Below are 11,816 nucleotides of genomic sequence, written 5' to 3' on the forward strand. Positions count from 1 at the left end.
GTGCCGACCCTCGGACCGTCCACCCCTCACCACAATGAACCTGATCGACATCGCTCCGGACCGGGCAGTGATCTGATGCTCTGGTACCTCGGCAAGCGCCTCCTGCAACTCATCCCCGTGTTCTTCGGGGCCACGTTCCTCATCTACTTCATGGTCTTCTCGCTGCCCGGCGACCCGATCGCCGCGCTGTTCGGCGACCGCCAGCCGACACCGCAGGTGATCGAGCAGCTGCGACAGCAGTACAACCTCGACAAGCCGTTCATCGTGCAGTACCTGCTCTGGATCGGCGGCGTGTTCCGCGGCGACCTCGGCGTGACGTACTCGGGTCTGCCGGTCAGCTCGCAGCTCGCCTCGGCGTTCCCGATCACCGCCCGTCTGGCGATCCTGGCGCTGCTGTTCGAATCGGTCGCCGGCATCGTCGTCGGTGTCATCGCTGGTCTGCGCAAGGGCAAGCTGTTCGACGCCACCGCACTCGTCGTGTCACTGCTGCTCATCTCGGTCCCGACCTTCGTCGTCGGGTTCCTGCTGCAGTACGTCTTCGGCATCAACCTCGGACTGTTCCGGGTGACGGTGTCCGGCGAAGCGCCGTGGGACGAACTCGTGTTGCCCGCGATCGTGCTCGCCTCGGTGTCGTTCGCGTACATCGTGCGTCTGACGCGCGCGAGCGTCGCCGAGAACATGAGTGCTGACTTCGTCCGCACCGCGACGGCCAAGGGCCTGCCCCGTCGTCGTGTCGTCGGCGTGCACATCTTCCGCAACTCACTCATCCCCGTCGTGACGTACCTGGGTGTCGACATCGGCAACCTGATGGTCGGCGCCGTGGTGACCGAGGGCATCTTCAACATCCACGGTGTGGGTGGCACGGTGTTCCAGGCCGTCAAGCTCGGCGAAGGACCGACCGTCGTGTCGTTCGTCGCCGTGATGGTCATCATCTTCATGCTCGCCAACCTCCTGGTCGACCTGCTCTACGCCGTCCTGGACCCGAGGATCCGCTATGCCAAGTAACGCCGCATCCCGCTCGGCGACGCACTACGTCGCTCCGATCGAGGAGACCCCGCTCCAAGCGGTCGACCAGGTCGACGAGAACGAGAAGACCCGGTCCACCTGGACCGATGCCTGGGACTCCATGCGTGTCCGCCCGATGTTCTGGGTGTCCGCCGTGCTCATCCTGCTCATCATCGTCGTGGCGTTGTTCCCTGGCCTCTTCACGCACATCGACCCGAGGAAGGCGATCCTCGCCAAGAGCAACGAAGGCTCGGAAGCAGGCCACATCTTCGGGTACAACCGCCAGGGCTACGACGTGTACTCACGTGTCATCTGGGGTGCACGGAACTCGCTGATCGTCGGCATCGTCGCCACGGTGCTGGTCACGATCGTCGGTGTCATCATCGGCGCTCTCGCCGGCTTCTACGGCGGATGGCTCGACACCATCGTGTCCCGCATCGCGGACATCTTCTTCTCCATCCCCACCGTGCTCGGCGCAATCGTGATCATGTCGGTCATCCCGGCGCGGAACGCGATCACAGTGGCGTTGGTCCTCGCCGCGTTCGCCTGGCCGCAGATCGCTCGCATCATGCGTGGTGCCGTGCTCAGCGCGAAGCAGTCCGACTATGTGATGGCCTCGGCCGCGCTCGGCGTGAGCCGCTTCAAGACGCTGGTCCGTCACGTGATCCCGAACTCCGTGGCCCCGGTCATCGTCGTGTCGACGGTGTCGCTCGGCACGTTCATCGTGGCTGAGGCGACCCTGTCGTTCCTCGGCATCGGGCTCCCGGACTCAGCGCTCAGCTGGGGCCTCGACATCGGAACCGCACAGGTCTCGATCCGAACGGCACCGTCGACGATCTTCTGGCCGTCGGCAGCCCTGTCCATCACCGTGCTCGCGTTCCTGCTCCTCGGTGACGTGGTGCGCGACGCGCTCGACCCGAAGGCGAGGGCCCGCCGATGAGCGAGACACTGACCCAGACGAACAGCAGCCGCACCGGCGGTTCCGGCGCCCCGCTGCTCGAGATCACCGACCTGCAGGTCGGCTTCAAGACCCAGAGCGGCCTCGTGCAGGCCGTCCGCGGCGTCAACCTCACCCTCGAGCAGGGCGAGCGCCTGGCCATCGTCGGCGAGTCCGGTTCGGGCAAGTCGACGAGCGCCCAGGCGATCATCAAGCTGCTCCCCGGCACCGGTGAGGTCACCGGTGGCTCGATCAAGTTCAACGGGCGCGAGCTCGTCGGGCTGAGCGACAAGGAGATGTCGGAGATCCGCGGGAAGGAGATCGGCTACGTCCCCCAGGACCCGATGTCGAACCTCAACCCGCTGTGGTCGATCGGCTTCCAGGTCGAAGAGGCGATCCGTGCGAACGGCATGGCGACCGGCAAGAAGGCGGTCCGTGACCGTGCCGTCGAGGTCCTGCAGGAGGCCGGCCTCGGCGACGCCTCGACCCGCCTGAAGCAGTACCCGCACGAGTTCTCCGGCGGCATGCGCCAGCGCGTGCTCATCGGTATCGGTCTGTCGAGCCGCCCGCAGCTGCTCATCGCCGACGAGCCGACGAGTGCGCTCGACGTCACCGTCCAGCGCGTCATCCTCGACCACCTCGAGAGCCTGACCCGCGACTTCGGCACCTCGGTGCTGTTCATCACGCACGACCTCGGCCTCGCCGCCGAGCGCGCCGAGAAGCTCGTCGTGATGTACAAGGGCCAGGTCGTCGAAGCCGGTCCCTCCAAGGAGATCCTGGCCAACCCGCAGCACCCGTACACGCAGCGGCTCGTCGCGGCGGCCCCGTCGCTGGCCAGCCGTCGCATCCAGTCGAAGGTGCAGCACGCACGCGTCGACATCGCCGACGCCGGCAACGACGACGCCGAGCTGATCGCCCGGGCCCAGGAGCGCGAGCACCGTCCGGCCGAGGACCTCATCGTGGTGAAGAACCTCGAGAAGGTCTACAAGCTGCGCGGCAAGAGCCTCGCCACCCGCGAGCTCAAGGCCGTCGACGACGTGTCGTTCTCGATCCAGAAGGGCACCACCACGGCGCTCGTCGGCGAGTCCGGTTCCGGCAAGTCGACCGTCGCGAAGCTCGTCCTGCAGCTCGAGAGCATCACGAGCGGCACCGTGCAGTTCGACGGCATCGACATCGGCGCGCTGAAGGGCAAGGACCTCTTCGACTTCCGCCGTCGCGTGCAGCCGGTGTTCCAGGACCCGTACGGCTCCCTGGACCCGATGTACAACGTCGGGAACACGATCGCCGAGCCGCTCGCCACGCACAAGGTGGGCGACAAGGCCTCGCGTCGCGCCCGGGTGCTCGAGCTGCTCGACCAGGTCGCGCTGCCGAAGTCGATGGTGAACCGCTACCCGAACGAGCTGTCCGGTGGCCAGCGACAGCGCATCGCCGTCGCCCGCGCGCTGGCGCTCAAGCCGGAGGTCATCGTCCTCGACGAGGCAGTCTCCGCGCTCGACGTGCTCGTGCAGGGCCAGATCCTCGACCTGCTCACCGAGCTGCAGACCGAGCTCGGCCTGACGTACCTGTTCATCACGCACGACCTCGCGGTCGTCCGCCTCGTCGCGGACAACGTGTGCGTCATGCGCCGTGGGCAGATCGTCGAGAAGGCGACGACCGACGAGGTCTTCGCCGCCCCGAAGGAGCAGTACACGAAGGACCTCCTGGCCGCCATCCCCGGCGCCGGGTTCGAGTTCGGACGCTGATCCACCTGGACACGAACGAGGCCGGACGCCCCGTCGTCCTCCGCGCTGGTCGCGGGGGCGCGGTGGCGTCCGGCCTCGTCGCCGTCCTGGGCCTGTTCCTGCTCGGCGATGCGGCGTTCCGGGGGAGCTGGGACGTCGTCCTCCGTGCCGCCGGCCCGATCGCCGTGCTCGTCTGGGCGCTCTGGGTCCTGACCTACCGTCCGTGCATCGTCATCGACGAGCGCGCGGTCACCGTGGTCAACCCGCTCCGCCGCACCGTGGTGCCGTGGCAGGCCGTCGCCGACGTCCGGCTCCGCTGGCAGATCGTGATCGAGACGGTCGCCGGCCGGAAGGTCCAGTGCTGGGGCGGGCCGTCGCTGCCGCGGCCGAAACCGGCCCGGCGCGGCGAGCGGGCCGTCCTGCGACAGCCCGACGAGATGACGGTGCTGCTCGACCGCTGGTCCGAGCACCGCGACGGCACCGGCGCCGGCGACGCCGTGCGCGGCTGGGACGTGCCGGCCCTGGCGGTCGGCGCAGCGGCGCTGGCGCTGCTCGCCGCCTCGCTGCTCAGCCTGTGGCTCGGAGCCTGACGCGGCTCGCGATCGCGACCACACGACGGACGGGAGGCCCGGTACCAGCTGGTACCGGGCGTCCCGTCCGTCTGCTGGTCACGTCCACTGCCGCGCTCGGTGAGCAGGAATGGTCGAGTCCGCGGACGGGACCCGACCCTTCCTGCTCACGATCTGGAGCGGTGAACGTGACCGGGTCGTCAGACGACCGCGCCGACCCGCTCGGTGAGCAGGTGCTCCTGGTCGGTCTGGATGCAGGCGACACCGCGGCCGTGCACGGGCTCGAGACCCGGGTCGATCGTGCGGCACTGCTCCTGCCGGCCCTCGTCGAGGAGCTGGTAGAGCGGGCAGCGCGTGCGGAACCGGCAGCCGTCGATGCGCTCCGTGGGGGAGGGCAGGTCGCCGTCGAGCAGGATGCGCCCGCGGGCGGCCTCGGCCATGGGGTCCGGCACCGGCACGGCCGACAGCAGTGCCCGGGTGTACGGGTGCTGCGGGTCTGAGAACACCGCGTCGCCGTCGCCGTACTCGACGATGCGGCCGAGGTACATGACCGCGACGTCGTCGGCGATGTGCCGGACGACGGACAGGTCGTGCGCCACGAACAGGTAGGACAGCCCGAGGCGGTGCTTGAGGTCCTCGAGCAGGTTGATCACACCGGCCTGCACCGAGACATCGAGCGCGGAGACCGGCTCGTCGAGCACCAGGATCTTCGGCTCGACGATGAGCGCACGGGCGATGCCGATGCGCTGCCGCTGGCCGCCGGAGAACTCGTGCGGGTACCGGTCGATGTAGCTCGGCTCGAGCCCGACCAGCTCGAGGACCTCGCGCACCCGCCGGCGGATCTCGTCCTTCGCGACGCCGTGCACGGTGAGGGGTTCACCGATCACCGAGCCGATGTCGAGGCGCGGGTCGATCGACGCCATGGGGTCCTGGAACACGACCTGGATGTCGCGGCGCAGTGCCAGACGGTCCTTCTTGGACAGCGAGGCGGTGTCGACGCCGTTCACCCGGATGGTGCCGTGCTGGGCCCCGGCGAGCTCGAGGATCTCCATGATGGTGGTCGTCTTGCCGCAGCCGGACTCGCCGACCAGACCGAGCACCTGGCCGCGCTTGAGCGTCAGGGAGATGCCGTCCACCGCGTGCACCTCGCCGATCTGCCGGCGGAAGAGCGCGCCCTTGGTGAGCGGGAACGTCTTGACGACGTCCTGCAGCTCGAGCACGACCTCGTCGCCGTGGTCGACCGCTGCCTCGGGGACGTCCTCGGGGCGGGGGAAGATCTCCGAGCGCTCGAGAGTGCCCGCGGCGATCTCGTCGCGACGGATGCACGCGGCGGTGTGGTCGTCGAGCAGGGTGCCGTTGCCGATCGTCTGGACGGCACCGGTCAGGACCGGGTTGTCGGCGCTCTGCGGCACCGTCGGTGCGACGAGGGCGGGTTCGCCGTCGCGGCACGCGTCGATGACGGCGGGGCAGCGGTCGGCGAACGGGCAGCCGGTCGGCTTCTGCGTGAGCAGGGGCGGGCGGCCGTCGAGCGGGACGAGCCGCTCGGTGCGGGCGGACGTCATGTTCGGCATCGAGCGGAGCAGCCCGATCGTGTACGGCATCACCGGTTCACGGAACAGGGGGAGCACCGGCGCCGTCTCGACGATCCGGCCGGCGTACATCACGGCGACGCGGTCGGCGTTGCCGGCGACGACGCCGAGGTCGTGCGTGATGAGCACGACGGCCGCACCGGTCATGTCCTTGGCGGTCTGCAGCACGTCGAGGATCTGCGCCTGGATCGTCACGTCGAGCGCCGTGGTGGGCTCGTCCGCGATGATCAGCTTCGGGTCGTTCGCGATGGCGATGGCGATCATCGCGCGCTGGCGCATGCCGCCGGAGAACTCGTGCGGGAACGCGTCCAGTCGTCGCGCCGGGTTCGGGATGCCGACGATGCGCAGGAGTTCCTCGGCGCGGGTGCGTGCGGCGTGCTGGGTGAGGGAGCGGTCGTGCAGGCGCAGGCCCTCGATGATCTGCTGGCCGATCGTGTACACCGGCGTCAATGCGGACAGCGGGTCCTGGAACACCATCGCGATGTCCCGGCCGCGCAGCGCAGACATCTCGCGATCGTTCCTGCCGACGAGCTCCTGCCCGTCGAACCGGATGCTGCCCTGCACCTGGGCGGAGGACGGCAGCAGGCCCATCACGGCCATCGAGGACACCGACTTGCCGGAACCCGACTCGCCCACGATGCCGAGGAACTCACCGGGGGCCACCGAGTAGTCGACACCCCGGACCGCGTAGACGGGCTTGGTCTTCGGGTTGAACGTGACCGACAGGTCGGACACGGTGAGCAGCGGCTCAGTCACGGTTGGCTCCGGAGGTGGGGTCGATGGCGTCGCGCAGGGCGTCGCCGAGCAGGCTGGTCGAGAGCACGGTCGCGACGAGCGTCGCGGCGGGCAGGACGAACAGCCACGGGCGGGTGACGGCGGACTGGCTGCCGGCGGCGAGCAGGGTGCCGAGCGACACGTCGGGGATCTGGATGCCGAAGCCGAAGAAGCTCAGCGAGCTCTCCGCCAGGATCGCGGCGCCGACGCCGAGCGTGGCGTCGATGATGAGCAGCGACGCCACGTTCGGCAGGATGTGCCGACGGATGATCGTGAACGCCGGGACGCCCATGAACCGGGCGGCCTTGACGTAGTCGCGTTCGCGGAGCGACATCGTCTGCCCGCGGATCACCCGGGCCATCACCATCCAGCTGAACACCGCGAGGCCGACGATGAGGGCAACCCACGTCAGGTTCTTGAACACCGGGCTGAGCAGCACGAGCGCGTAGAACGACGGGATCACGAGCAGCAGGTCGATGACCCACACGAGCAGCCGGTCGGTGAGGCCGCCGAAGTACCCGGCGATCGCGCCGACGATGCCGGCGATCAGGGTCGCTGCCGGTCCGGCGATCAGGCCGATGAGCAGCGACTTCTGCAGGCCGACCAGGGTCTGCGCGTAGATGTCCTGGCCGATGTCGTTCGTGCCGAACCAGTGCGCAGCGCTCGGCGGCATGCCGAACGCCAGCCCGTCGGAGTCGACGGCGTTCCAGTGGTACAGGTACGGGCCGAGGAACGCCCAGAGGATGATGAGGAGCAGGGCGCTGCCGCCGATGCGTGCGCGCCAGGTGCCGAACACCTTGCGCCAGAGCGGGGTGCGGCCGCCCTTCACCTCGATGACGTGCGCCGGCGTCCCGGCGTTGCCGTCGCCGGGGTCACCGGCGGTGGTCGTGGTCGTGGGGTCGAGAACAGACACGGGTCACACCCTCACTCGCGGGTCGAGCGCGGCGTACAGCAGGTCCGCGAGGGTCCCTGCGATGAGCACGAGGATCGCCGTGAAGAGGATCGTGCCCGACGCCGCGTTGATGTCGTTGTTGCTGATGCTCTGGACGAAGTACTCGCCCATGCCGTGCCAGCTGAAGACCAGCTCGGTGATGCTCGCGCCGGTCAGGATGAGTCCGAACGAGTACGCGAAGAAGGTCGACATCGGGATGAGGGCGACCCGGACACCGTGGCGCATGATCGCCGACCCGCGGGTGCGGCCCTTCGACCGTGCGGTCCGGATGAAGTCGTTCGACAGCACGTCGAGCATCGCCGAGCGCTGGTAGCGCGAGTAGGTGGCGACGGCGCCGATGGTCAGCGAGATCGTCGGTAACAACAGGTGCACGAGCCGGTCGCCGAGCACCGGGAAGAACCCGGTCACCCCCGGCGTGTACTCGCCGGTGAACCGGATCACCTGCGTCCCCACGCCCTGGTTGAGCGTGGTCGCGAGGATCATCAGCACGACCGCGATGACGAAGGTCGGGGTGGCGAGCACAGCGAACGACAGGTACGTCGACACCTGGTCGGAGGTGCGGTACTGCCGGACCGCGTTCCAGACGCCGAGGAGCACCCCGAGGATCGCGCCGAGCAGTGTGCCGATCACGAGCAGCCGCAGGCTGGTGCCGGAGCGGGCGATGATGTCGGCCGTCACCTCGGTGCCGCGGGTGCTCATGCCCAGCGAGCCGTGCGTCACCAGCCCGACCCACCAGTCCCAGGTGCGGACGAGGAGCGGGGTGTCCGGATCGGCGCCGAGCTTGCGGAGCGACGCCTGGATGGTGCCCGGCGGCACGGCCGGGTTGCGCCCCAGGAACCGGGCTGCCGGGTTGAGCGTCGTGCTGGCGAGGATGTACCCGAGCGTGGTCGCCACGATCGTCAGGACGATGTAGTTGACGATCCGCTTTGCGATGAAGGCGAGCATGTGGTTCGTGACCTCTGGGTGCGGCCGTCCGACCGGACGGCGTTGTCGGTGGCGACAGGCTAGCCGTTCGAGCGACTGGGTGGGACAACGGAAGTGACGCTATGCAACATTCGTTACGAGCGTGTTTCGATTCATCGCACAGACCCTTGTGCCGCCTTCGGATGTGGCTAGGGTTCTCAACCAACAGGCGCGACGGCGGGGGCCGCCGCGGTCCAGCGCGATCTGCGCGAACCACAACGAAAGGGAATCCTCGCCATGCGAAAGAGGATCAAGGGCATCGCCGTCCTGGCCACCGCTGCGGCAGCTGCCGTCGTGCTGGCCGGCTGCTCCGGCGGCGGAGAAGCGGGCGGCGACAACTCCGCGGTCGCCGAGTCGTCGCTGAAGTCGACCGGCTGGACCGTCGCGGACCGCGCCGACGTCAAGGACGGCGGGTCGATCACCCTGCCGATCGACACAGCTCCGGCGAACTGGCAGCTGCTCAACCTGGACTCGGGGACCGTCGACGACACGACGATCTCGCAGACCTACCTGCCGAGCTTCATCCAGTTCAAGGAGAACGGCGAGTGGGAGGCGAACAAGGACTACGCGACGTCCGTCGAGCTGACCAAGGACTCGCCCCAGACCGTCGAGATCAAGATCAACCCGAAGGCCGTGTGGTCGGACGGCACCCCGATCAGCGCGAAGGACGTCATCGCGAACTGGAAGGCGCTGAACGGCTCCGACAAGGCCTTCGCGCCGCTGTCCACCAACGTGTGGGAGGACGTGGACTCGGTCAAGCAGGGCTCCGACGAGCGTGACGTCATCATGACGTTCTCGAAGACCAACGCCGACTGGGCGAGCGTCTTGACCGCGATCTACCCGTACTGGGCCGTCGACACCCCGGACCACTTCAACAAGGCCTGGGCCAAGGCGCCGTACGCCGCCGACGGCAAGACCTACGTCTCCGGTGGTCCGTACATCCTGAAGTCCTTCGACACCAACGGTGGCGTCGTGACCTTCGAGAAGAACTCGAAGTGGTGGGGTGACGAGGGCAAGCTCGACACGATCGTCTTCAAGACGGTCTCGCGTGACGGCGTCGCCCAGGCGTACGGCAACAAGGAGCTCGACGCGTTCAACCTGAACGGCAGCGCCGACAACCTCAAGACGGCGAACTCGCGGTCCGACTCGAAGATCGAGCGCTCGCTCGGCACCACGCAGCGTCAGATCACGCTGAACGGTACCTCGGACGTCTTCAAGGACCAGGACGTGCGCCAGGCGTTCGCACAGGCCATCAACCGCAAGGTCGTGGCCCAGGCGATCCTGTCGCCGGTGAAGAGCCCGGGCGACGTGCTCAACAACCTCGTCTACCTGCCCGGACAGCAGGGCTACCAGGACGACGCGTCGAGCGTCTACGGCTACAGCACCGACAAGGCGAAGTCGAAGCTCGAGGACGCCGGCTGGAAGATCGGCTCGGACGGCTACGCGACCAAGGGCGGCAAGGAACTCGACGTCCGCTTCGTGATCCCGTCGGACAACCCGAACTCGGCGAACGTCGCGCAGCTCGTGCAGCAGCAGACCAAGCTCGCCGGCTTCAAGGTGACCATCGACACCGTGCCCACCGACGACTTCTTCACGAAGTACATCACCACGACGACGCGTGACTTCGACGCCACGTACTTCGCGTGGCAGGGCACGCCGTTCCCGATCTCGTCGCTGAAGTCGATCTACTACCCCGCTGACGCCGGCCAGAACTACTCCGGCGTGACGGACGACTCGCTCGGTGCCGCGTGGGACAAGGCGAACGGCGAGCTCGACCCGGATGCCCGCATCAAGGACGCGCAGGCCATCGACAAGAAGATCGTCGCGGTCGCCGGCACCATCCCGCTGTTCGCCGAGCCGTACGCCTGGGGTGTGCGCAAGGACCTGGTGAACTACGGTCCGGCGCAGTTCCAGCAGTCCTCGGTCAAGTGGCAGGACGTCGGCTACACGAAGTAGTCGCGACCGCGTTCACGAACGACCCCGTTCACGAACGACACCCCCGACGTCGCACGACGTCGGGGGTGTCGTTCTGCGTCGTGACCGTCAGAACCGTGCCGCCGCCAGCGACGCCGCGACCCCGAGGACGACCATCGCCAGGATCGTCCAGCCGTGGGTGCGGTGCGTGATCGGCGCAGCCGTCACGGTCGACGGGGGCGGGCCGTCCTGCTCGGCCGGGGCGGGCACGTGGGCCAGCATCCGCGCGGCCGCAGCGTCGACGTCCAGGCGATCCGGGCCTCCCGGCCTGTCACCGGTGTGCGCGGCGAGACGCGCCGTCGGGCGGGTCGCGATCCAGACGCGGCGGACGCCCTCGCTGGTGACCACCTCGATGCCGTACTTCGTGCGCACCTCGCTGATGCGGGACCAGGTGTAGGTGCTGGTCCGCCGGACGTCCACGACGCGCAGGTGCTCCGGCGTCAGCTCGATCCGGGGACGCCAGAGCGCTGCCCAGGCGACGAACGCGACGGCGATGCTCGGGATCGGCACGAGCCAGGGCGCGCCGCCGCCGAGCAGGGCCAGTGGGACGAGCACGACGGCCACGACCCAGAGGACGACGGCGAGGGCGCGCAGGCCGGGGGCGACGATGGTGGAGGGCACCGGACGAGGGTACGAGATGCCTCCCCGGAGACGCCCGGGGAGCGGGTGTGACACACCGGCGCGTATCTCCGGACGACCCGATTCCCCGGGGAGGCAGATCCTGGACGGACCCTCGTGCCGTCAATGGTCGTCGCCCCCAGTTGGGGTGTCAATACCCCATCGCGACGCATTCAGGGGAATCCCACGCCGAGGACTACGAAACGAGCAGTTCGATCTGTTCGCGGATGGTCTCGGCCTTCGGGAACCGCAGACCGACCAGGCCGATGTGCCGCCACCGGACCACGCCGTCGGGGCCGATCACGAAGACCGACCGACGCAGGCCGATGCCCGGGGCCTGCACCCCGTACGCGCGGATCACCGAGCCGGCGGTGTCACTGAGCAGCGGGAACGCGAGCGAGGACCCGCGGGCGAACCCCTCGTGCGAGTCGAGTGCCTGCGGGCTGATGCCCCACACCGTCGCGCCGAGGTCGGTGAACTCGTCGAGTTCGGCCTGGTAGCTGCAGAGCTGGGCCGTGCAGACCGCCGTCGCGTCGCCCGGGTAGAAGGCCAGCACGACGGTCCGGCCGATCTCGGCGGACAGGTCGTACTCGTCGTCGGAGCGGACGCCGCCGCGCACGACCATCCCCGGCAGGGTGAACGACGGGGCGGACTCGCCGATCGCGGGGATGCTCATGGGTCTCACGGTAGGGCGGCCCGGCGGCGGTTGCCCCT

Annotated in this window: 10 protein-coding genes; 5 read left to right on the plus strand and 5 right to left on the minus strand. The window is 68.7% G+C overall.

Going from position 1 to position 11,816, the window contains the following annotated elements; genetic code table 11:
- Nucleotides 1-75 precede the first annotated feature (75 nt).
- From QRN49_RS15000 to QRN49_RS15015, 4 genes are all read left to right on the plus strand, one after another.
- Entirely contained in the window at nucleotides 76-1,005 is a 930-nt protein-coding gene (locus QRN49_RS15000) for an ABC transporter permease (RefSeq protein ID WP_111022607.1), read from the plus strand.
- Nucleotides 995-1,945 carry an ABC transporter permease gene (locus QRN49_RS15005; protein WP_111022608.1) on the plus strand — a complete coding sequence of 317 codons (951 nt, stop codon included), beginning with the start codon at nucleotides 995-997 and terminating at the stop codon, nucleotides 1,943-1,945. Before QRN49_RS15000 ends, QRN49_RS15005 begins: the two co-directional genes overlap by 11 nt.
- Complete coding sequence (locus tag QRN49_RS15010; protein WP_071404173.1) at nucleotides 1,942-3,684, plus strand: dipeptide ABC transporter ATP-binding protein; 1,743 nt, start codon at nucleotides 1,942-1,944, stop codon at nucleotides 3,682-3,684. The genes QRN49_RS15005 and QRN49_RS15010 overlap by 4 nt, the downstream gene beginning before the upstream one ends.
- A gap of 62 nt (nucleotides 3,685-3,746) precedes the next feature.
- Complete coding sequence (locus QRN49_RS15015) at nucleotides 3,747-4,253, plus strand: PH domain-containing protein (protein ID WP_071404172.1); 507 nt, start codon at nucleotides 3,747-3,749, stop codon at nucleotides 4,251-4,253.
- A gap of 179 nt (nucleotides 4,254-4,432) precedes the next feature.
- Here QRN49_RS15015 and QRN49_RS15020 read toward each other — a convergent pair whose 3' ends face one another.
- From QRN49_RS15020 to QRN49_RS15030, 3 genes are read right to left on the minus strand one after another with little or no spacing between them, the layout of a single operon-like run.
- Entirely contained in the window at nucleotides 4,433-6,577 is a 2,145-nt protein-coding gene (locus QRN49_RS15020) for a dipeptide ABC transporter ATP-binding protein (protein WP_110864436.1), read from the minus strand.
- Nucleotides 6,570-7,508, minus strand: a complete 939-nt coding sequence (locus QRN49_RS15025; RefSeq protein WP_071404170.1) for an ABC transporter permease — start codon at nucleotides 7,506-7,508, stop codon at nucleotides 6,570-6,572. The genes QRN49_RS15020 and QRN49_RS15025 overlap by 8 nt, the downstream gene beginning before the upstream one ends.
- 3 nt (nucleotides 7,509-7,511) lie before the next feature.
- Complete coding sequence (locus QRN49_RS15030; protein WP_110864437.1) at nucleotides 7,512-8,492, minus strand: ABC transporter permease; 981 nt, start codon at nucleotides 8,490-8,492, stop codon at nucleotides 7,512-7,514.
- A 255-nt stretch (nucleotides 8,493-8,747) separates the two neighbouring features.
- Between QRN49_RS15030 and QRN49_RS15035 the strand changes: the two genes are divergently transcribed.
- On the plus strand, nucleotides 8,748-10,466 hold the full coding sequence (locus QRN49_RS15035; RefSeq protein WP_284756554.1) for an ABC transporter family substrate-binding protein: 1,719 nt from the start codon (nucleotides 8,748-8,750) through the stop codon (nucleotides 10,464-10,466).
- Between the two features lie 87 nt (nucleotides 10,467-10,553).
- Here the strand turns inward: QRN49_RS15035 and QRN49_RS15040 are convergent, their stop codons facing one another.
- Nucleotides 10,554-11,105 carry a PH domain-containing protein gene (locus tag QRN49_RS15040; protein ID WP_284756555.1) on the minus strand — a complete coding sequence of 184 codons (552 nt, stop codon included), beginning with the start codon at nucleotides 11,103-11,105 and terminating at the stop codon, nucleotides 10,554-10,556.
- Between the two features lie 193 nt (nucleotides 11,106-11,298).
- Nucleotides 11,299-11,778 (minus strand): peroxiredoxin, encoded by a 480-nt coding sequence (locus QRN49_RS15045; RefSeq protein WP_111029557.1) that lies wholly within the window; start codon nucleotides 11,776-11,778, stop codon nucleotides 11,299-11,301.
- Nucleotides 11,779-11,816 lie beyond the last annotated feature (38 nt).

Origin of the sequence: Curtobacterium sp. ME-Dv--P-122a (assembly GCF_030209645.1) — a bacterium.
GTDB classification, from domain to species: Bacteria; Actinomycetota; Actinomycetes; order Actinomycetales; family Microbacteriaceae; genus Curtobacterium; species Curtobacterium flaccumfaciens.

Excerpts from the sequence above, each read along its gene's own strand:
- QRN49_RS15000 (WP_111022607.1), top strand. The coding sequence starts at position 76 with ATGCTCTGGTACCTCGGCAAGCGCCTCCTGCAACTCATCCCCGTGTTC.
- QRN49_RS15005 (WP_111022608.1), top strand. The coding sequence starts at position 995 with ATGCCAAGTAACGCCGCATCCCGCTCGGCGACGCACTACGTCGCTCCG.
- QRN49_RS15010 (WP_071404173.1), top strand. The coding sequence starts at position 1,942 with ATGAGCGAGACACTGACCCAGACGAACAGCAGCCGCACCGGCGGTTCC.
- QRN49_RS15030 (WP_110864437.1), bottom strand. The coding sequence starts at position 8,492 with ATGCTCGCCTTCATCGCAAAGCGGATCGTCAACTACATCGTCCTGACG.
- QRN49_RS15035 (WP_284756554.1), top strand. The coding sequence starts at position 8,748 with ATGCGAAAGAGGATCAAGGGCATCGCCGTCCTGGCCACCGCTGCGGCA.
- QRN49_RS15045 (WP_111029557.1), bottom strand. The coding sequence starts at position 11,778 with ATGAGCATCCCCGCGATCGGCGAGTCCGCCCCGTCGTTCACCCTGCCG.